The sequence below is a fragment of the Mesorhizobium sp. B2-4-2 genome, from assembly GCF_006442845.1.
Taxonomy (GTDB): Bacteria; Pseudomonadota; Alphaproteobacteria; order Rhizobiales; family Rhizobiaceae; genus Mesorhizobium.
This window is the reverse complement of the sequence record NZ_VFVM01000003.1, coordinates 555,128-574,708: the sequence shown is the minus strand read 5'-3', so window position 1 is coordinate 574,708 and position 19,581 is coordinate 555,128. Positions and strand designations below refer to the sequence as shown.

Sequence of the window (19,581 nt, the reverse complement as noted above, 5' to 3'; positions counted from 1 at the left end):
CGGCGCTGGGTATGGGGGCGGGTTGACGCGTTTCCATGGTGCGGGACACCCGCGACAATAAAATTCAAGCCAGTCCTTGACCTTCCAGTTACTGGAAGGACTACCTCCGGCTCGAAGCAGTTTGATAGAGGCATTCGAAATGACGCATTCAGATCACGATCATCACGCGCATGGTGGTTGCTGCGCGGCAAAAGGCGCGGCCGTGGATGCCGGCGCCGTCACGCGCGATCCGGTTTGCGGCATGATCGTCGATCCAGCCGCCGGCAAGCCGGTATCGGAGCATGCTGGCCGCCTCTATCATTTCTGCAGCGAAGGCTGTCGGACAAAGTTCCAAGCCGAGCCGAAACAATACCTGACCGCCACCGACCCCGTCTGCGGCATGAGCGTGGACCGCGCCACGGCAAAGCATTTTCTGCGCCATGACGGCCAGGGCTTCTATTTCTGCTCCGCCGGCTGCAAGTCGAAATTCGAGGCGGCGCCGCAAACCTATCTCGGCGACAGACCGGCGCCGGAAGCGATGCCGAAAGGCACCCAATACACTTGCCCGATGCATCCCGAGATCGTCCGCGACAAGCCCGGCTCCTGCCCGATCTGCGGCATGGCGCTCGAGCCGATGGGCGTGCCGACAGGCGATGAGGGGCCAAATCCCGAACTGGTCGATTTCACCAGGCGGTTCTGGGTCAGTGCGGTGCTCTCGGTGCCCCTTCTCATCGTCGCCATGGCGCCGATGATCGGTCTGTCGTTCGAGAACCTGATCGAGGACCGGACAAAGGTCTGGATCGAGCTGGCGCTCGCAAGCCCGGTCGTGCTTTGGGCCGCATTTCCGTTCTTTCATCGCGGCTGGGACTCGATCCGCAACCGCAGCCCGAACATGTGGACGCTGATTTCGCTCGGCGTCGGTGCGGCCTATCTCTACAGCGTCGTCGCGACGCTGTTCCCGGACATTTTTCCGCATCAGTTCCGCGGCTATGGCGGGGCGGTGCCGGTCTATTTCGAGGCCGCAGCCGTCATCGTCGCGCTGGTCTTTCTCGGCCAGGTGCTGGAACTGCGCGCCCGCGAAAAGACCGGCTCGGCGATCCGCGCCCTGCTCGACCTTGCGCCCAAGACCGCCCGCCGCATAGGAGAGGACGGTTCCGAGAGCGATGTGCCGCTGGACAGCGTCAAGGCCGGCGAGCGCCTGCGCATCCGGCCCGGCGATGCCGTGCCGGTCGACGGTACCGTGCTCGAAGGCCGCTCTTCCATCGATGAATCGATGATCACCGGCGAACCGTTGCCGGTCGAGAAGGCCGAAGGGGATGCCCTCACCGGCGGCACGCTCAACAAGAATGGCTCGCTGATCATGCGCGCCGAGCGGATCGGCGCCGAGACCACGCTCTCGCGCATCGTCGAGCTGGTCGCCAAGGCGCAACGCTCGCGCGCGCCGATACAAGGGTTGGCCGATCGCGTTTCCTTCTACTTCGTCCCGGCTGTCGTTCTGGTCGCCATCGCTGCCTTTGTCGCCTGGGCGATCTTTGGGCCCACGCCCAGCCTGATCTTCGCCATCGTCTCGGCGGTCTCGGTGTTGATCATTGCCTGTCCCTGCGCACTCGGCCTCGCCACGCCGATGTCGATCATGACCGCCACCGGACGTGGCGCCCACGCCGGCGTGCTGATCAAGGAGGCCGCCGCGCTCGAACGCTTCGCTTCCGTCGATACGCTGATCGTCGACAAGACGGGGACACTGACCGAAGGCCGGCCGAAACTGACGGATGTCGTGGCGGCCGATGGGTTTTCGGAGGAGGAATTGCTGGGCCTCGCCGCGAGCCTGGAGAAGGGCTCGGAGCATCCCCTGGCCGAGGCTATTGTCGAAGGCGCCGCGACCCGCGGTGTAAGGGTCGCCGAAGCCAATGGCTTCGAGGCGGTCACCGGCAAGGGTGTTTCCGGTGCCGTTTCGGGCAGGAATGTAGCGCTCGGCAACGCCGCGATGATGCGTGATCTCGGTGCCGACGTGTCCACCGTTTCGGCCGCGGCCGAAGCGCTACAAGGCGATGGCAAGACGGCGATGTTCGTCGTCGTGGACAGGAAATTGGCCGGCATCGTGGCCGTCGCCGATCCGGTCAAGGCGACCACCGCCGAGGCGATCAAGGCCCTGCACGACAGCGGCTTGAGGATCATCATGGCGACCGGCGACAATGAGCGCACGGCAAACGCGATCGCCAGGAGTCTCGGCATCGACGAAGTCCGCGCCGGCCTGTTGCCGGAACAGAAGGGCGCGCTGGTCGAGGAATTGCGCGGCAAGGGCGCCGGCGTCGCCATGGCCGGCGACGGCGTCAACGACGCACCGGCCTTGGCCGCCGCCGATGTCGGTATCGCCATGGGCACCGGCGCCGATGTCGCCGTCGAAAGCGCCGGCATCACTTTGGTCAAGGGCGACCTCAACGGCATCGTGCGTGCCCGCACACTGGCGCAGGCGACCATCCGCAATATCAGGCAGAACCTGTTCTTCGCCTTCCTCTACAATGTGCTTGGCGTGCCGGTCGCGGCCGGCGTGCTCTATCCGCTGACCGGCACGCTGTTGTCGCCGATGCTGGCGGCGGCGGCGATGAGCCTGTCCTCGGTTTCAGTGATCGCCAATGCGTTGCGGCTGAGGACATTGAAACTTTGAGCCGATCCCCCAAATACGAAACCCGATCAACAGGAGACCATCAATGACCTTGGCCAAGAGAATCGTGCTGCTGCTGATGGCGGCTGGAATGCTGGTTGCCGTCTTCCTCGAAAGCGTTCCCGCACAGAGCGAAGAGATGAAGCACGACATGGCCGGCATGGCTACGGGGGCGGAAGGCCCATCGACCGCAGGCTACAAGGCGGCGATGGACAAGATGCACGCCGACATGATGGCCTCCAAATACACCGGCGATGCCGACGTCGATTTCGTCCGCGGCATGATCCCTCACCACCAGGGCGCCATCGACATGGCCAGGGTCGAACTCGCCAACGGCAAGGACCCCGAGATCCGCAAGCTGGCAGAGGCGGTCATCGCGGCGCAGGAAGCCGAGATCAAGCAGATGCAGGACTGGCTCGCCGCCCATCCGGTGAAGTAAGCTTTCGCGGCTCGGCGAGAACGCCTCTGAATTTCTCGTCCGGCCTGTGATGCGATCCCGTCTCAACTGGAGCCTGCCATGCCATCGAGCGTCAGAACCACCACGCTGCCCTGCGGCGAAGTCATCCCCGTTCTCGGCCAGGGCACCTGGAAAATGGGCGAGGATTCGCGCCGTCGCGCGGAGGAGGTGAATGCCCTCAAGCTTGGTCTCGATCTCGGCGTCAAGCTGATCGACACCGCCGAAATGTACGCCAGCGGCGGCGCCGAGGAGGTGGTGGCCGAAGCCATTGCCGGGCAGCGTGCCGAGGTCTTCCTGGTCTCGAAGGTGCTGCCGTCCAACGCCTCGCGCGCCGGTGCGCAGCGCGCCTGCGAAAACAGCCTGAAGCGCCTCGCGACCGACCGTATCGATCTTTATCTGCTGCATTGGCCGGGCAGCGTGCCCCTGGCCGAAACCGTCGAAGCTTTCGAGGCGCTGAAGAAAGCCGGCAAGATCCGCCACTGGGGCGTCAGCAATTTCGACACCGGGGAGATGGAAGAGCTGGTCGGCCTGCCCGACGGCGGCAACGTCCAGACCAACCAGGTGCTCTACAATCTGGTCCGGCGCGGCCTTGAGTTCGATCTGGCGCCCTGGAACCGGAAACGCGGAATTCCTCTTATGGCCTATTCGCCGGTCGAGCAGGGCGCCTTGGCGCGCAATGCCAGTTTAGACGCGGTCGCAGACCGCCACGGTGCGACCGCGGCACAAATCGCACTGGCCTGGGTGATGCACCAGGATGGCGTCATCGCCATTCCCAAGGCCAGCAGCCAGGACCATGTCCGCCAGAATGTCGCGACACTCGACATCGAGCTTACGCGCGAAGACCTCGCCGACCTCGACCGCGCCTTCCCGCCGCCGAGCCGCAAACGCGGGCTGGAGATGATCTGAGCGTTGTCGGTGAAGCTGCCAATCTCCCCCCTCGAGGGGGGAGATTGGCGGTTTCGGCGATACCGCCATGCCAGCAGGTTCAATTTACATCCCCGCCAACCCCTTCAACCGATAAAGCGCTTCCAGCGCTTCCCTCGGCGTCATCTCATCGGGATTGATGTCACTGAGTGCGACGCCCAGCGCATCGCTCTTGACCGGCTTCTGCGCTTCCCGCTTCACCGCCACTGAAAACAGCGGCAGGTCGTCGACCAGCCGGTTGGTCTTGCCCGAAACCTCGCCTTCCTCGAGCTGGTGCAGCACTTCCTTGGCACGGTCCACCACCGCCTCCGGCAGGCCGGCCAGCCGCGCCACCTGGACGCCGTAGGAGCGGTCGGCCGCGCCCTTGCCGACCTCGTGCAGGAAGACGACGTCGTTCTCCCATTCCTTGACCCGCATGGTGACGTTGTGGAGCCGCGCCAGCTTGCCGGCAAGCGAGGTCATTTCGTGGAAATGCGTGGCGAAGATCGCCCGGCAGCGGTTCTTCTCGTGCAGATATTCCACCGCGGCCCAGGCGATCGACAGGCCGTCGAACGTGGCGGTGCCGCGGCCGATCTCGTCGAGGATTACCAGCGCCCGTTCGCCGGCCTGGTTGAGGATCGCCGCCGTCTCGACCATCTCGACCATGAAGGTCGATCGGCCGCGCGCCAGATCGTCCGAGGCGCCGACGCGGGAAAAGAGGCGGTCGACGACGCCGATATGAGCCGATGTCGCCGGCACGAAAGAGCCGGTCTGGGCCAGGATGGCGATCAGCGCGTTCTGCCGCAGGAATGTCGATTTACCGCCCATATTGGGGCCGGTCAGCAGCCAGATCGCGCCGTTCTTGGCGCGGCCCTCCGGCGACAGGTCGCAGTCATTGGCCACGAACGGCCCTTCGCCCGAGCGCCGCAGCGCCTGTTCGACCACGGGATGGCGCCCACCCGAAATCTCGAAGGCAAGGCTGGCATCGACCAGCGGCCGGCACCAGGCCTCGCTTTCCGACAAAAGCGCGAGCGCCGCCGACACGTCCAGCACGGCGAGCGCATCGGCCCCGGCGCGGATCTTCTCCGCTTCGCCGACCGCTTCCGCCGTCAGCGCGTCGAAGGCGGCAAGCTCGATGCTCAGCGCCCGGTCGGCGGCATTGGCGATCTTTGTTTCCAGCTCCGCCAGCTCCGTCGTGGTGAAGCGCATGGCGTTGGCCATGGTCTGGCGGTGGATGAAGCGCGCCTTGGCGCCATCGCTGCCGGTCATCACCGCGTGATGGTTGGCGGTCACCTCGATGTAGTAGCCGAGCACATTGTTGTGCCGGATCTTCAGGGACCGAATGCCGGTCTCCTCGATCAGCGAACGCTCCAGCCCGGCGATCACTTTTCGCGACTCGTCGCGCAGCGCCCGCATCTCGTCGAGCTCGGCGTTGTAGCCGCCTCGGATGAAGCCGCCGTCGCGCTTCAGCAGCGGCAGTTCCTCGCCAAGTGCCTGCGTCAGATGCCCGGCAAGCGCGTGCGGCAGCGCCCGGATGGCGGCGAGCGCCGCCGCCAATTCCTGGGGCAGGGCGGTCGCGGCAAAGACCTCCGCGATCGCGCCGGCCGCCTCGAAGCCGGCGCGCAGCGCGCCGAGGTCGCGCGGGCCGCCGCGGTTGAGCGCCAGCCGCGACAACGCGCGCGGCATGTCGGCGACGCTCTTCAGGCTCGCCCGCACGGTCTGGCAAAGCCGCGTCTCGGAACGGAAGAACGACACCGAATCCAGCCGCGCGGCAATTGCCGCCGGATCGGTCAGCGGCGCCATCAGCCGGTCGGCGAGCAGCCTGGCGCCGCCGCCGGTCACCGTGCGGTCGATCGCCTTGAACAATGAGCCTTCACGGCTGCCCGACAGCGTGCGCAGGAGTTCCAGGTTGCCGCGCGTCGCCGGGTCGATGAACAGGGTCGAGCCGGCCTCCTCGCGCTCGGGGCGCGACAGCGGCGGCCGCTCGGCCTTCTGCGTCTTTTCGACATAGGCGATGGCGCCCGAGATCGCCGACAGCTCGGCACGGGAAAACGCACCAAAGCTGTCCGGTGTCGCCACCTCGAAGAAGCGGGCGATGCGCGCGGCCGCCGAGGCCGAATCGAACAGGCTCGGCGGCTGCGGGTTGGCGACGCGGCCGAGCATGTCGAATACCGGTCGCAATTCGGGATCGTGGAACACCGGATCGGCGACGATCAGCTCGCGCGGATCGACGCGGAAGATGTCGGCCAGCAGCCGGTCGGCGGTGGTGTCTGTGACCCGGAAAGCCCCGGTCGAAATGTCGATCCAGGCCAGGGCAAAGCTTCCTTGGGTCCCGGTCGCGCCGCCGCGCTCCCCACTTCTTGGATCGCCGCCGCCCTTCACTCGTCCCAGCGCCATCAGGAAACTCGATTCCGACGGCGCCAGCAATTTGTCCTCGGTGATGGTGCCAGGCGTCACCAGCCGCACCACATCGCGGCGCACCACCGATTTGGAGCCGCGCTTCTTGGCTTCGGCCGGATCCTCGATCTGCTCGCAGACGGCGACGCGGAAACCCTGCGCGATCAGTTTCTGCAGATAGTCGTCCGCCGCATGCACTGGCACGCCGCACATCGGGATGTCGTGTCCCTGATGCTTGCCGCGCTTGGTCAGCACGATGCCGAGCGCCCGGCTCGCCTTCTCCGCATCCTCGAAGAACAGCTCGTAGAAATCGCCCATCCGGTAGAACAGCAGCGAATCCGGGTTCGCCGCCTTGATCTCGATGAACTGCTCCATCATCGGCGTGACGCCGCCAGCGGCTGCCGGCGTGATCGCCTCGGGAGCGTCCGGTTCGTTTTGAATGTGCATGTTCATGCGCTCACGCTAGCAGATGTGGCGGCGGGGTTTAATGCCGGCCATTGGAAAAGCAGGGGAAGAACGGAGATCAACCACCATTGAACGCCATGCGTCCTTCCGACGCCAGTTCGGTAACGCTTGGCGGTTTACACGCGGCGGCGCGTAGTCTTAATTCGGAATCACACAAGGCACCCGCCTCAAGGAGGTGCCGCATGGCGAGGAAATCAAAAGCATCATGGCAAGGAAAACCGAAAACAGCGGTCCGTCCGTCAGCGCGCAGGAAGCGCTCGAATTCCACGCCATGGGGCGGCCCGGCAAGCTCGAGATCGTCGCCACCAAGCCGATGGCCACGCAGCGCGATTTGAGCCTCGCCTATTCGCCTGGCGTCGCCGTGCCGGTACTGGCCATCGCGGAGGATCCCAGCCGTGCCTTCGACTACACGTCGCGCGGCAACATGGTCGCCGTCATCTCCAACGGCACCGCGATCCTGGGCTTGGGCAATCTCGGCGCGCTGGCCTCCAAGCCGGTCATGGAGGGAAAGGCGGTGCTGTTCAAGCGCTTCGCCGACGTCGATTCCATCGACCTCGAGGTCGACACCGAGGACGCCGACGAGTTCATCAACTGCGTGCGCTTCCTTGGGCCCTCCTTCGGCGGCATCAACCTGGAGGACATCAAGGCGCCGGAATGCTTCATCATCGAGCAGCGGTTGCGCGAGCTGATGGACATCCCGGTCTTCCACGACGACCAGCACGGCACCGCCATCATCTCGGCCGCCGGCCTGATCAACGCGCTGGAGATCACCGGCCGCGACATGAAGACCACCAGGATGGTCTGCAACGGCGCCGGTGCGGCCGGCATCGCCTGTATCGAGCTGATGAAGGCGATGGGCTTTGCGCCCGAAAACATCATCCTGTGCGACACCAAGGGCGTGGTCTTCCAGGGCCGCACCGAAGGCATGAACCAGTGGAAGTCGGCGCATGCGGTCAAGACCGATGCGCGGTCGCTGGCCGAGGCGCTGGACGGCGCCGACGTCTTCCTCGGCCTTTCCGCCAAGGGCGCGCTGACCACCGCCATGGTGCGTTCCATGGCCAAGAACCCGATCATCTTCGCCATGGCCAACCCCGATCCCGAGATCACGCCCGAGGAAGTGGCGGAGATCCGCACCGACGCCATCATGGCGACCGGGCGTTCGGATTATCCCAATCAGGTCAACAACGTGCTCGGCTTCCCCTATATTTTCCGCGGCGCGCTGGATGTGCGGGCCACCACCATCAATGACGACATGAAGATCGCCGCCGCGCGTGCGCTTGCCGACCTGGCACGCAAGGACGTGCCCGACGACGTCGCCGCAGCCTACCAAGGCAACCGGCCGAAATTCGGCCCCAACTACATCATCCCGGTGCCGTTCGATCCGCGCCTGATTTCGGCCATTCCGCTGGCCGTCGCCAGGGCGGCGATGGATTCTGGCGTCGCCCGCAAGCCGATCCTCGATCTCGACCGCTACGCGCAGGAGCTGTCGGCCCGCCGTGATCCGATCGCCTCGACCTTGCAGCGCATCTATGACCGTGTGCGCCGCCAGCCCAAGCGCATCGTCTTCGCCGAGGGCGAGGAGGAGCAAGTGATGCGCGCCGCCGTCTCCTATGTGAACCAGCGGCTCGGCACCGCCATCCTGCTCGGCCGCGACGACGTCATCAAGGAGAACGCCAGGCACGCCGGCATCGACCTCGACAAGCAGGGGCTGGAGATCATCAATGCTCGCCTGTCGCGCCGCAATTCGGTCTATACCGATTATCTCTACGAGCGCATGCAGCGCAAAGGCTTCCTGTTCCGCGACTGCCAGCGCCTGATCAACAACGACCGCAACCATTTCGCCGCCTGCATGGTGGCGCTGGGGGATGCCGACGGCATCGTCACCGGCGTCACCCGCAACTATTCCACCGCGCTCGACGATGTCAGGCGCGTTATCGACGCCAAGCCCGGCCACCGCGTCATCGGCGTGTCGATCGTTTTGGCGCGCGGCCGCACCGTGATCGTCGCCGACACCGCCGTGCACGACATGCCGAACGCCGAGCAGATCGCCGATATCGCGGAGGAAGCGGCAGGCTTTGCCCGCCGCATGGGCTATGAGCCGAGGCTCGCCATGCTCGCCTATTCCACCTTCGGCCATCCCCACGGCGAGCGCTCCGAGCGCATCCAAGAAGCCGTGCGCATCCTCGACAAGCGCCGCGTCGATTTCGAGTATGACGGCGAGATGGCCGCCGACGTCGCGCTCAACGCCCGTGCCATGGCGCAATACCCGTTCATGAGGCTGACCGGCCCGGCCAATGTGCTGATCATGCCGGCCTTCCACTCCGCCTCGATCTCAACCAAGATGCTGCAGGAGCTCGGCGGCTCGACGGTCATCGGCCCACTGCTGGTCGGGCTGAACAAGCCGGTGCAGATCGTCTCGCTGAACGCCAAGGACAGCGATATCGTCAACATGGCGGCGATCGCGGCCTACACGGCGGGGACCTGAGGAAGGTCCGCGCGTCGGATGCGAAAGCAGCGGCGGATCTGATCGCGCTTAACCCGCGGAAAACACCCGCGCCGCCTCGACGACCTCCTTGACCTGATCTTGCCGCAGCAGGTCGATGGGAATGCGCTCGTCGAGCGGCGCCGAGGGGCGGGTCAGCCACAGCCATGCCAGCCTCGGATTGCCGATCAACGACAGCACCTCTCGAATACCCGCCACCGGCCTGCCGTCGACGAACTGCGCCAGCGGGAAGACGTGCTTGCGGCCGCCCTTGCGCAAGGCGACCACCTCGCCCCGCCTTTGCCAGCGGTGCAGGGTCGAGCGGGCAATGCGCAGGTGTTCCTCCAGATAGGTCGAACCGGCGACCCGACCGGCCCAGTCTTCGATCAGCATCGATTCGAGGTCGTCGGACTGGGTGCGCGGAAGCGGGGAGGCGGGGCCGTCGAAACCCGCCGATGGATTTGTGGCGCCCGCGGTGCCGGCTTCGCTGCGGCGCGCGGCTTCCACGGCCAGCGCACGCACGAATTTCGACGCCAGCCCCGGAAGGTCGGCATGAATGGCATCGATGGCGCGCTGATGCGTCGGCGATAGCAAGGTGACGGCTGACGCTATGCTGCCGGCGATCTTGCCAACCGAGACCATGGTGGGTTTGTTGATGGCCTCGTCATAGTGGGCGAGCGCCCGCTCGACCTTCTCCGCGACCATGTCCGCGAAGTCGTCTTGTTTAAGACCGGTTATGTGAAATCTGTTCATGCATCTGTCTTCGGGCCGCGAGCGCTCCTCCCCGACTGCGCCCGTTGCTGAATTTCTAATGTGGAAAGCGGAAATCGCGGCGGCAACAAATCCGGCCGCCCGACAGCTTGCTTTCTTGCATCTTGGCACCCCAACTGGTTGAGGGCGCCCAAATGTCAGTCAAAGGGCGCCCAGATTGCGTGTAGGTGCGATGTGTGACAGCCGCGCGACGGTGAAGCTGCCGATCTCCCCCCTCGTGGGGGAGATGCCCGGCAGGGCAGAGGGGCGCGCGAAGGATCGCTAGGTTGCGGTGGTTCCCTTCCGCGTGCCCATACTCTTCGAACTGGCGCCCCGACATGACAGTACGCTCATGCCGTTCATTTCGGGCTTGGCGGCAGTGTAGAACCCTGGATATGCCAGCGGGACAGCGCCCCCCCCTCTGGCCTGCCGGCCATCTCCCCCACGAGGGGGGAGATCGGCAGCTTCACCGCCCCCCTACAGCAGCCCCGCCAGCTCGGCCTCGCGACGCAGATTCTGCCTTGGCCTCGGCCCGATCTGCTGGATCACCAGGCCGGCCGCCAGTGAGCCGAGATCGCCGCAGGTCTTGAGGTCGCGGCCCTGGGTATAGCCATGCAGGAAACCCGCGGCATAGAGGTCGCCGGCGCCCGTCGTGTCGACCAGCTCCTTGATGGCGGTCGCCTGGATGACGACGGTCTCGTCGCCGCGCGCGATGACGGAGCCTTTTTCCGAACGCGTCACGGCGGCGACCTTGCAGTCCTTGCGGATCTGGGCCAGCGCCTCGTCGAAGGACGAGGTCTGGTAGAGCGACTTGATCTCGTGGCTGTTGGCGAAGACGATGTCCACGGTGCCCGAGCGCATCAGCTCGAGGAACTCGTCGCGGTAGCGGTCGACGCAGAACGAATCCGACAAGGTCATCGACACTTCGCGGCCCGCCGCGTGCGCCAGCTTGGCCGTCTGCCGGATCGCCTCCTTGGCGCGCGGCGGATCCCACAGATAGCCCTCGAAATAGGTAATCTTGGCGCCCGACGCCTTGTCGGCCTCGACATCCTCCGGCCCGAGCTCGACGCAGGCGCCGAGATAGGTGTTCATAGAGCGCTCGCCGTCGGGGGTGACGAAAATCATCGAGCGCGCCGTCGGCGGCTCGCCCTGAAGCGGCTTGGTGTCGAAGGCGACGCCCTGGGCGTGGATGTCGTGGGCATAGATTTCGCCCAAAGCATCGTTGGAAACCTTGCCGAAGAAGGCGGCGCGGCCGCCGAAGGAGGCAACGCCGGCCGCCGTGTTGCCCGCGCTGCCACCGGACGCCTCGATCGCCGGGCCCATGCGGCTGTAGAGTAGCTCGGCGCGGTGCGTGTCGATGAGGTTCATCGCGCCCTTGATGATGCCATTGGTCTCCAGGAATTCCTCTTCGCACTGGGCGATGATGTCGACAATCGCATTGCCGATGCAAAGCACGTCATAGTCCGGCATCAATGTCTCCGCCAAAATCCGCGCCGGCTTCTTGCCATGCCGGCCGGGCGCGGGTCTAGCGATTTGCAACCGGTTTGCCTAGGCCATGTTCATATCGCGTGACGCCCAGGAGCTACGACAATTCGGTCGTGGCCGAAGCATTTCACCGCGGCTTTGCCTAAAAAGGGCCGTTCGATCCCGGCCCGAAGGCGGCAAGCCCATGCCTGAAAGAAACGACATGAACACCGATCTGGCGCTGCTCGCCCTCCTGGCGGTGCTTTGGGGCGCCTCCTACACCTTCATCAAGATCGGCGTCGAGACGATCCCGCCGGTGACGTTCATCGCCGCCCGCACCTTGATCGCGGGCGCGACCCTGTTCGCCATCATCCGCTGGCGCGGGCTCGCCATGCCGGCCGATGCGGCGAGCTGGCGCCGCTTTGCTTTCCAGGCGTGCCTCAACAGCGTCATCCCGTTCACCCTGATCGCCGCCGCCGAGCGCTCGGTGGATGCCGGCCTCGCCACCATCCTCAACGCGACGTCGCCTATCTTCACCTTCCTTCTGACGGCGCTCATCACCCGCCACGAACCGGTGACGCTGCGCAAACTGATCGGCGTCGGCGCCGGCCTTGCCGGCATCTGCCTCATCGTGGGCACACAGGCGCTGGGCGGCCTCGGCCATGAACTCTGGGCGCAGCTTGCCATCGTCCTTGCAACGGTCTGCTATGCGGGGGCGGCGATCTTCGGCCGAGGCTTCAAGGGCCTCGACCCGATGCTGCCCGCCGCCGGCTCGATGCTCTGCGGCGCCGTCATCCTGGTGCCGCTCAGCCTCGCCGTCGACCAGCCCTGGACCTTGGCGCCGTCGACGGCGTCGATCCTGGCCTTGCTCGGCCTGTCGGTGTTTTCGACCGCGCTGGCCTTCGTCATCTATTTCCGCCTGATCCACACGCTGGGCTCGGTCGGCACGACCTCGCAGGCCTATCTGCGCGTGCCGATCGGCGTCGGCATCGGCGCCGTTTTCCTTGGCGAAAGCCTGGGTTCGACGGCCTGGCTCGGCATGGCCTTCGTCGTCGCCGGCGTCGCGGCCATGACCATTCCCACCCGCAAGCCGGCGCTCGCACAATAGTCAAACGGGGCAATCGCCTTCAATTGCCGAAGTTGGGGGCGCCGACGCTCGCAAGAGGGTGGATGCGGAGAATTCGAGCCCTCAAGCGATTGCCATGGCAACAGACGCTTGTGACGGGTGGACCTGCTGCCTATCCTCACGGCGTTCGAAGTGAGGTTGGAAGCACCGTGATCTCCAGCGCCGCCCGCGCCGCCGCCGGCCAGTTGTTCTCGCCCGAATTCCGCGCCGTCTTCCTCAAGACGCTAGGCCTGACTGTGCTTGCGCTGGTCGCCTTGTGGTTCGGGCTGACCAGCCTCGTCGAGTGGCTGGCGCTGCCGTGGCTGCACACGCTGTTTCCCGGCCTGCCGTCCTGGGCCGGTTGGCTGGGCGGCATCGTCGCGGCCATCGCGCTTGCTTTCGGCATGGCGCTGGTCGTCGCGCCGGCCACGGCCGTCGTCGCCGGTCTGTTCCTCGACGATGTCGCCGAAGTGGTGGAGCGTACCGATTATCCCGGCGATCCGCCCGGCCGCGCCATGCCGGCGCTGCGCTCGCTGGTGCTGGCGATAAAGTTCTTCGGCGTCGTCGTTCTGGGCAACATCGTCGCCCTGCTGCTACTGCTGGCGCCGGGCATCAACATCGCCGCCTTTTTCATCGTCAACGGCTACCTGCTCGGGCGCGAATTCTTCGAATTCGCCGCCATGCGTTTCCGCCCGGAAGAAGAGGCCAGGGCCTTGCGCCGGCACCATGCCCGGACGGTCTTTCTCGCCGGCCTGGTCATCGCGGCCTTTCTTGCCGTGCCGCTGCTCAACCTGGTGACGCCGCTCTTTGCCGCAGCCATGATGGTGCATTTGCACAAGGCGATCTCGGCCCAGCCCGATCGGCGGAGCAAGCCGTCCCGTTGATGCGCCAGTCCCTACCGCAGCAGAAAGCCGCGCCCCAGTTCGTCGTCGGGCTCGACGATGAATTCCGCCCGGCCGCAATAGTAGGCGCGGCCGCCGACGCGGGCGATGATCGCTTCATGCGGTCCGGCTTTCGCCATCCGCGCCACCGCGCCGGAAAAGCGCGAGCCGGCGATGCTCTCGAAAGTGCGTGTCTGGCCTGTTGCGATCTCGCCCTTGGCATGCATCGCCGCCAGCCGGGCGGTGACGCCGGAGCCGGTCGGCGACCGGTCGACCTGCGCCTCGGCGAAGACGCAGACGTTTTTCGTCGGCTCACCCGAAAACGTATCCCGCCCGTCCGTCAAAATGGTGCCGTAGAGAAAGGCGAGGTCGGCATGGTCGGGGTGCGACAGGTGAAATTCCTGCTTCAGCCTTTCGGACAGCGCCGTCGCCGCATCGACGAAATCGCGCACCCGATCGCGGCCGAATTCCAATCCGAACTGGTGACAGTCGGCCAGCGCATAGAATGCGCCGCCATAGGCGATGTCGAAGCCGATCGCGCCGTAGCCGGGCAGCTCGATCTTGCGGTCGCGTGCGAACAAGAACGCCGGCACGCTTTCGAACGACACAGCACCTGCCTTGCCGTCGCGCACCTCGACCGAGGCAATCACCATGCCGCAGGGCGCCTCGATGTTGACCATCGTCACCGGTTCCCGCTTGGTCACCAGCCCTTCGTCGACGGCATAGCGGCCGAGCGCGACGATGGCGTGGCCGCACATGGTCGAATAGCCCTCATTGTGCATGAACAGCACGGCAAGGTCGGCGCCCGGCAAATCGGGCTCGACCAGCAGCGCGCCGTACATGTCGTAATGGCCGCGCGGCTCGAACATCAGGATTTTCCGGAGATGATCGAGATGGTCGCGCACATGGGCGCGCTTTTCCAGGATCGTGCCCTTCGGGATATCGGGGTAACCCCCGGTGACGATCCTCAGCGGCTCGCCGCCGGTGTGCATGTCGACGACGGTCAGCGTCATGTGTTCGGCCCGCTTATCCCGATTTGCCAAACAGCGCCTGCAACTTGCCGAAGGGCATGGCGGCGCGGGCGAAGCCGAACGTGCCGTCCTGCTGGATCTCGCGCGCCGCCGTTTCCAGCATGCCATAGGCGAAGTTGGTGAGCCACGGCCCAAGCGAAACGCGCTTTGCCCCGGCCGCGGTCAGATCGGCAATGGTGAAGTCGGGCCTTGCCATGACGTTGACCGGCTTGCTCACCGCCGAGCAGACCGTGCGCACCATCTCGACGTCGCCGATGCCCGGCGCGTAGAGCACGTCGGCGCCCGCCTTCTCGAATGCCTGCAGCCGCTTGATCGTGTCGTCGAGGTCGGACTTGCCCCAGAGGAAGTTCTCCGCCCGCGCGGTGAAGACGAAATCGCGTTTCAGCGCGCGGGCCGCTTCCGCCGCCGCCGCGACGCGCTCCACCGCGTGCGAAAAATCATAGATCGGCTTGTTCGGGTCGCCGGTGTGGTCCTCGATCGAGCAGCCGGCAAGGCCGGCGGCTTCAGCCGCGAAGATGGTTTCGGCGGCCTGCTCGGCGCTGTCGCCCTTGCCGCGTTCGAGGTCGGCCGAAACCGGCAGCTCGGTTGCCGCCGTCACCTCGCGGCAATGATGGATCATCTGGTCGAAGGTCACCGCGCCGTCCGGCAGGCCGCGCGAGAAGGCGAAACCGGCGCTGGTCGTCGCCAGCGCCTTGAAACCGAAGGATCCAAGCAGCTTCGTCGTGCCGACGTCCCAAGGGTTGGGCATGACGAAGGTCGAGGCATGCAGGTCGCGAAAGATCTTGCCCTTGTCCATGGAAGTTCCCCCATCGTGTTGAGTGCGATGGCGCGGATTTTAGCTTGCCCGCCTTGCCCGGGCAAACGAATGCGGTTGGCTCAGAAGCGTTTCGCGTTCTCTGCTGACAATTCGTCCGGCGCGTCCCTGCAACCCCGTCAAAACCGGCGCCGATCAGTGGATCGGCACCAGTCCGGCCAGTGTGCGCATGTCGTCGAACAGGATGCCGCCGGCTCGCATCAAGCCGTCACGGTCGCTGTAGGGGTCGCCATGATAGGAAAATACCCGCATGCCGGCGGCGATGCCGGCCTGCGTGCCGGCGACGCTGTCCTCAATGACGATGCAGTCGGCAGGCGCAAAGCCCATCGTCTTGGCCGCATGTAGGAACAAGTCCGGAAACGGCTTGCCGCGCGCGACCATGGTCGAGGAAAACATCGCATGTTCGAACAGCGGCAGCAGGCCGGTCTGGCCAAGCGTGATGTGCATTTTCGACACCCTGGCCGAGGTGGCGACGCAATAGGCGATGCCGGCCGCGCGGACAGCCTCGACGAACTCCCGGACATAGGGAATCGCCTCGACCCCATGGGCGAACAGGTCCGGCAGCCCTGCATTCCAGCGCTCGACGAAGTCTGCGCCGAGCCTGACGCTGGTCTCTTCTTCGATCTGCTTCTGCACTGAGACCATGCTGCGGCCGGAGAAGTTCTTGCGGCAATATTCAAAGCTGGTGGGATACCCGGCTTCGCTCAGCCATTCGGCGAGACGCCGGTTGGCCAGGTTCTCGGTATCGACCAGAATCCCGTCGCAGTCGAAGATGACAAGTTTCGGTATGTTCATCAGGCCGTGCCGGTCGAGCCGAACCCGCCCGAACCGCGCGCCGTGCCGCCGGCCAGGTCGCGCTCTTCGACGCCCGCCTGCGTCACCGCGGCGAACACCATCTGGGCGATGCGCATGCCGCGCGTCACCGCAAAATCCTCGTCGCCGAGATTGACCAGCAGCACTTTCACCTCGCCGCGATAGTCGCTGTCGATCGTGCCCGGCGTGTTGAGGACGGTCAGCCCGTGTTTGAAGGCAAGGCCGGAGCGCGGCCGCACCTGGCCTTCCATGCCTTCGGGAATTTCCAGGATCAGTCCGATCGGCACCAGCGCACGTTTTCCCGGTAGGATCAGCAGCGGCCGATCGTCGGGCACCGCCGCGCGCAGGTCCATGCCGGCGGCGCCGGGGCTTTCATAGGCAGGGAGGGGGAGTCCTTCCGCATGCGGTAACCTTACGAAGCCGACGGTCGGACCGATGACGGAGGAATTTTGGATGGCTGCGCGCATAAAATCGATCCTATCGGCGCGATTGCCGATTCGGTCAATTCGCCCGCAATCCTATCAACGGCTTTCTTTCGGGCATCACTATGGCCGGAGCCAACCCTTAGCGCACTTCCATCGGCACCACCGTCGTCTCCTTGATCTCCTCCATCACGAAGGACGCCGAAACGTCCGACAGCGCCACCTTGGCGATCAGCCGCTGGTAGAGCCGGTCATACGCCTTCACGTCGGCGACGCGGGCGCGCAAGACATAGTCGAGGTCGCCGGACATGCGGTAGACTCCCGTGATCTCGGAAAACCCGGTCACCGCCGCCCGGAATTTCTGCAACCACTCGGGATCATGATTTGAGGTCCGGACCAGGATGAACACGGAGAGGCCGAGCCCGAGCTTCTCGGCATCGACCAACGCCACCCGGCCGGTGATGACGCCATCCTCCTCCAGCCGCTTGACGCGCCGCCAGCAGGCGTTGCGCGACAAGGCTACCCGTTCGGACAGCTGGTCGACCGACAACGTGCCGTCGCGTTGCAATTCGGCGAGCAATTTCCGATCGATTTCGTCGATTTCGATGGCCATGTGGGATGTTTGTCCCACGAACAAGCAAAATACAAGGACATTTTGAGACCGATGAACCGACGAACCGTGCCAGGATACCCCATATCAGGAACTTTAAGCGCTGAAGGGGAAGCAGCATGTCGGTCGCAAGGATTTTCACCTCCCATCCGGCCAAGGTTGGCGAAACCTATTTCGGTCACATGGCCTTTGCCGCCTGGTTTTCCTCGCGCCTGCTGACGGCCGCCGGGGCCGCCCTCGTTCACGCTTTCTTGCCATTTCTGTTCGAGACTACCGCCAGCCGAATCGTCCGCGAACTTTACGAGCGGACGCACAACAGAGGTTCGCACGCGGTCAAGGAGCCCAAGGCCCTTCCGGACCACGCCTAGGAACGGAAGAAGCGATGTGCCGGTGGGCGGCCTATCTCGGTGAAGCGGTCTTCCTCGAAGACATCCTCACGGCGCCCTGCCACTCGCTGATCGCCCAGAGCCATTGCGCCGAGGAAGCCAAGTCGCCGACCAATGGCGATGGTTTCGGCCTTGCCTGGTATGGCGACCGGCCCGAGCCCGGCCTCTACCGCGACATCCTGCCGGCCTGGTCCGATCCCAATCTGAAGAGCTTGTGCCGACAGATCAAATCCGGATTGTTTCTCGCCCATGTGCGCGCCTCGACCGGCGGCGCCACCAGCCGCATGAATTGCCATCCCTTCATCTCGGGCCCTTGGTCGTTCATGCACAACGGCCAGATCGGCGGCTTCGAGAAGATCCGCCGCGCGCTGGAAAATTCGCTGTCCGACGCCGTCTTCGACCAGCGCGAGGGCACCACCGATTCCGAGCTGTTTTTTCTCCTGATGATCGACGAAGGGTTGGCCGCCGATCCGAAAGGCGCCGTCGCCCGTGCCACCAGCCGCGTGCTGGAGGCTTCGCGGCGTGCCGGCATCGAGCCGGCGCTGAAGCTGACGGCCGCCTTTTCCGACGGGCAGGCGCTCCACGCGGTCCGCTACGCCACGGATGACCACGCGCCCACCCTCTATACCGCCGCCAAGGGCGGCGGCCGCTGCATCGTCTCCGAACCCTTCGACCGTGAAGGCGGCGACTGGCAGGCGATCCCGCCATCGAGCTTCGTCACCATGACCAGGGATGGCGTGAATATTCAGCCGTTTGCGCCGGCCCCGGCGAAGCTGGCGCTGGCCGGGTAGCCTCCTCGCGGCGCGAATTGCCGTAGAGAGCCGTCCACCAAGCTATTGAGCGAACCGACCCAATCCATAGGACGCCAGCAGCGGATCGCGCTCGCCGTCGAGGATTTCGCGCGCCGCGAACAAGCCGACCGCCGGCGCCAGCGTGATGCCGGAATGCGTGACCGCGATGTAGAGGCCGTCCATGCCCTCGGCGCGGCCGATGATCGGGAAGCCGTCGATCGGCGTCGGCCGGTAACCGACCGTATGGAAATCGAGTTCCAGGCCATCGCCGCCGCGCAGCATGGCTTGCACCGCCGCAAACAGCTCGCGCGCCGTCGCCGCCGCATCCATCCCCGGGTCGGCACCGCCAAAATCAGACCCGGCGATGATGCGGCCTTGCGCCGTCTGGCGCATGTGCAGCCGCTCGGCCAGCACCAGACCGTTGAGCAATTTTCTGTAAGGTCGCGAATGGACGATCAGGCCGGGCGGCATTTCGATCGGTAGCCTTATGCCGGCCGTCGCGGCAATCTCCGGCGAGCCGACGCCGGCCGCGATCACCACCTCGTCGGCTGCAAACAGCCCATGCGACGTGTCCACGCCCGTCGTCCTGCCGCCGGTTTGGACCAACGCCGTAACCGTGCTGGAGACGAAGCGCGCACCGCGCCGTTCGGCGTCGGCCAGCAGCGCGTTCGTCGCTGCGACCGGCTCGGCGACACCCTCCTCGGCGACATGTAAGGCAAAGTCGGGAAGCCCGGCGAGATTGGGCTCGATGCCGACCGCGCCGGCGCGGTCGACCCGCCTGATGCCATAACCCCAGGACGAATGCTCCGCCGCATAGGCCTCCAATTTGTCCGCCGGCAAGTCCCAGCACAGCCCGCCGCACCAGGCGAGCGGAAGGCCGGGCAGGTCCTGCGCCAGCCGCGACCATTCCGCCATGGAGCGGATGCGCAGCCGGAAATACGGTTCCGGATTGCCCCAGCTGGCATTTATCCAGGCAAACGAGTTCGGCGTCGCCACGCCGCCGGCAGCGCTGTCGGCAATGACCGTCACCTGCGCGCCCGCCTTGGCCAGGTGCCAGGCGATCGAGGCGCCGATGATGCCGGCGCCGATGACGATCACTTTCTTGCTCATGCAGGATCTCCATCGAACAGGTCTTCTGATGCCATCGCGTCTTCCCTATCTCAAGAGCC

17 protein-coding genes are annotated in these 19,581 nt (G+C 65.4%); 8 read left to right on the top strand and 9 right to left on the bottom strand.

The features are described 5' to 3' along the window. Positions 1 to 139: 139 nt before the first annotated feature. The 3 genes from FJ942_RS09670 (at position 140) to FJ942_RS09660 (ending at position 4,004) form a co-directional block, all read left to right on the top strand. Entirely contained in the window at positions 140 to 2,644 is a 2,505-nt protein-coding gene (locus FJ942_RS09670; protein WP_140897553.1) for a heavy metal translocating P-type ATPase, read from the top strand. A gap of 43 nt (positions 2,645 to 2,687) precedes the next feature. Then, complete coding sequence (locus FJ942_RS09665) at positions 2,688 to 3,080, top strand: DUF305 domain-containing protein (protein WP_140897551.1); 393 nt, start codon at positions 2,688 to 2,690, stop codon at positions 3,078 to 3,080. Between the two features lie 78 nt (positions 3,081 to 3,158). Continuing rightward, a complete protein-coding gene (locus FJ942_RS09660; RefSeq protein ID WP_140630060.1) occupies positions 3,159 to 4,004 on the top strand; it encodes an aldo/keto reductase in 846 nt (281 codons plus the stop codon). Positions 4,005 to 4,088: 84 nt separating this feature from the next. Here FJ942_RS09660 and mutS read toward each other — a convergent pair whose 3' ends face one another. Continuing rightward, positions 4,089 to 6,851, bottom strand: coding sequence for a DNA mismatch repair protein MutS (mutS, locus tag FJ942_RS09655; protein ID WP_140897549.1), 2,763 nt, complete (start codon positions 6,849 to 6,851; stop codon positions 4,089 to 4,091). Between the two features lie 217 nt (positions 6,852 to 7,068). On the opposite strand from mutS, the gene FJ942_RS09650 reads away from it, so the two are divergent. Then, entirely contained in the window at positions 7,069 to 9,348 is a 2,280-nt protein-coding gene (locus FJ942_RS09650) for an NADP-dependent malic enzyme (RefSeq protein ID WP_140497115.1), read from the top strand. A 48-nt stretch (positions 9,349 to 9,396) separates the two neighbouring features. Here FJ942_RS09650 and FJ942_RS09645 read toward each other — a convergent pair whose 3' ends face one another. Further along, a complete protein-coding gene (locus FJ942_RS09645; protein WP_140512974.1) occupies positions 9,397 to 10,098 on the bottom strand; it encodes a hypothetical protein in 702 nt (233 codons plus the stop codon). A gap of 474 nt (positions 10,099 to 10,572) precedes the next feature. Then, positions 10,573 to 11,565: an adenosine kinase gene (locus FJ942_RS09640; protein WP_140512976.1), complete on the bottom strand. Its 993-nt coding sequence runs from the start codon at positions 11,563 to 11,565 to the stop codon at positions 10,573 to 10,575. Positions 11,566 to 11,764: 199 nt separating this feature from the next. On the opposite strand from FJ942_RS09640, the gene FJ942_RS09635 reads away from it, so the two are divergent. After that, entirely contained in the window at positions 11,765 to 12,667 is a 903-nt protein-coding gene (locus tag FJ942_RS09635; protein ID WP_140897547.1) for an EamA family transporter, read from the top strand. Positions 12,668 to 12,834: 167 nt separating this feature from the next. After that, on the top strand, positions 12,835 to 13,548 hold the full coding sequence (locus FJ942_RS09630; protein ID WP_140556837.1) for a sulfate transporter family protein: 714 nt from the start codon (positions 12,835 to 12,837) through the stop codon (positions 13,546 to 13,548). An 11-nt stretch (positions 13,549 to 13,559) separates the two neighbouring features. Here FJ942_RS09630 and FJ942_RS09625 read toward each other — a convergent pair whose 3' ends face one another. The 5 genes from FJ942_RS09625 to FJ942_RS09605 form a co-directional block, all read right to left on the bottom strand. Beyond that, positions 13,560 to 14,558 (bottom strand): proline racemase family protein, encoded by a 999-nt coding sequence (locus FJ942_RS09625; RefSeq protein WP_140670796.1) that lies wholly within the window; start codon positions 14,556 to 14,558, stop codon positions 13,560 to 13,562. A 13-nt stretch (positions 14,559 to 14,571) separates the two neighbouring features. After that, the gene (locus tag FJ942_RS09620) at positions 14,572 to 15,372 is read right to left on the bottom strand and encodes an oxaloacetate decarboxylase (protein ID WP_140523629.1); all 801 of its coding nucleotides are present in this window, start codon (positions 15,370 to 15,372) and stop codon (positions 14,572 to 14,574) included. Between the two features lie 153 nt (positions 15,373 to 15,525). Beyond that, entirely contained in the window at positions 15,526 to 16,185 is a 660-nt protein-coding gene (locus tag FJ942_RS09615) for an HAD family phosphatase (protein WP_181167621.1), read from the bottom strand. Continuing rightward, the gene (gene dut / locus FJ942_RS09610; protein ID WP_140556833.1) at positions 16,185 to 16,670 is read right to left on the bottom strand and encodes a dUTP diphosphatase; all 486 of its coding nucleotides are present in this window, start codon (positions 16,668 to 16,670) and stop codon (positions 16,185 to 16,187) included. Before dut ends, FJ942_RS09615 begins: the two co-directional genes overlap by 1 nt. A 97-nt stretch (positions 16,671 to 16,767) precedes the next feature. Beyond that, positions 16,768 to 17,238, bottom strand: coding sequence for an Lrp/AsnC family transcriptional regulator (locus tag FJ942_RS09605; RefSeq protein ID WP_140497095.1), 471 nt, complete (start codon positions 17,236 to 17,238; stop codon positions 16,768 to 16,770). A gap of 116 nt (positions 17,239 to 17,354) precedes the next feature. On the opposite strand from FJ942_RS09605, the gene FJ942_RS09600 reads away from it, so the two are divergent. Together FJ942_RS09600 and FJ942_RS09595 are read left to right on the top strand one after the other, a co-directional pair. Next, complete coding sequence (locus FJ942_RS09600; RefSeq protein ID WP_140523640.1) at positions 17,355 to 17,603, top strand: DUF6356 family protein; 249 nt, start codon at positions 17,355 to 17,357, stop codon at positions 17,601 to 17,603. Positions 17,604 to 17,617: 14 nt separating this feature from the next. Next, entirely contained in the window at positions 17,618 to 18,412 is a 795-nt protein-coding gene (locus FJ942_RS09595) for a class II glutamine amidotransferase (protein WP_140523643.1), read from the top strand. Positions 18,413 to 18,454: 42 nt separating this feature from the next. Here the strand turns inward: FJ942_RS09595 and FJ942_RS09590 are convergent, their stop codons facing one another. Beyond that, positions 18,455 to 19,522: an FAD-binding oxidoreductase gene (locus FJ942_RS09590; RefSeq protein ID WP_140556831.1), complete on the bottom strand. Its 1,068-nt coding sequence runs from the start codon at positions 19,520 to 19,522 to the stop codon at positions 18,455 to 18,457. Positions 19,523 to 19,581 lie beyond the last annotated feature (59 nt).

Excerpts from the sequence above, each read along its gene's own strand:
- FJ942_RS09660 (WP_140630060.1), top strand. The coding sequence starts at position 3,159 with ATGCCATCGAGCGTCAGAACCACCACGCTGCCCTGCGGCGAAGTCATC.
- mutS (WP_140897549.1), bottom strand. The coding sequence starts at position 6,851 with ATGAACATGCACATTCAAAACGAACCGGACGCTCCCGAGGCGATCACG.
- FJ942_RS09595 (WP_140523643.1), top strand. The coding sequence starts at position 17,618 with ATGTGCCGGTGGGCGGCCTATCTCGGTGAAGCGGTCTTCCTCGAAGAC.
- FJ942_RS09620 (WP_140523629.1), bottom strand. The coding sequence starts at position 15,372 with ATGGACAAGGGCAAGATCTTTCGCGACCTGCATGCCTCGACCTTCGTC.
- dut (WP_140556833.1), bottom strand. The coding sequence starts at position 16,670 with ATGCGCGCAGCCATCCAAAATTCCTCCGTCATCGGTCCGACCGTCGGC.
- FJ942_RS09605 (WP_140497095.1), bottom strand. The coding sequence starts at position 17,238 with ATGGCCATCGAAATCGACGAAATCGATCGGAAATTGCTCGCCGAATTG.
- FJ942_RS09670 (WP_140897553.1), top strand. The coding sequence starts at position 140 with ATGACGCATTCAGATCACGATCATCACGCGCATGGTGGTTGCTGCGCG.
- FJ942_RS09640 (WP_140512976.1), bottom strand. The coding sequence starts at position 11,565 with ATGCCGGACTATGACGTGCTTTGCATCGGCAATGCGATTGTCGACATC.
- FJ942_RS09635 (WP_140897547.1), top strand. The coding sequence starts at position 11,765 with ATGCCTGAAAGAAACGACATGAACACCGATCTGGCGCTGCTCGCCCTC.
- FJ942_RS09650 (WP_140497115.1), top strand. The coding sequence starts at position 7,069 with ATGGCAAGGAAAACCGAAAACAGCGGTCCGTCCGTCAGCGCGCAGGAA.
- FJ942_RS09625 (WP_140670796.1), bottom strand. The coding sequence starts at position 14,558 with ATGACGCTGACCGTCGTCGACATGCACACCGGCGGCGAGCCGCTGAGG.
- FJ942_RS09665 (WP_140897551.1), top strand. The coding sequence starts at position 2,688 with ATGACCTTGGCCAAGAGAATCGTGCTGCTGCTGATGGCGGCTGGAATG.
- FJ942_RS09615 (WP_181167621.1), bottom strand. The coding sequence starts at position 16,185 with ATGAACATACCGAAACTTGTCATCTTCGACTGCGACGGGATTCTGGTC.
- FJ942_RS09645 (WP_140512974.1), bottom strand. The coding sequence starts at position 10,098 with ATGAACAGATTTCACATAACCGGTCTTAAACAAGACGACTTCGCGGAC.
- FJ942_RS09590 (WP_140556831.1), bottom strand. The coding sequence starts at position 19,522 with ATGAGCAAGAAAGTGATCGTCATCGGCGCCGGCATCATCGGCGCCTCG.
- FJ942_RS09600 (WP_140523640.1), top strand. The coding sequence starts at position 17,355 with ATGTCGGTCGCAAGGATTTTCACCTCCCATCCGGCCAAGGTTGGCGAA.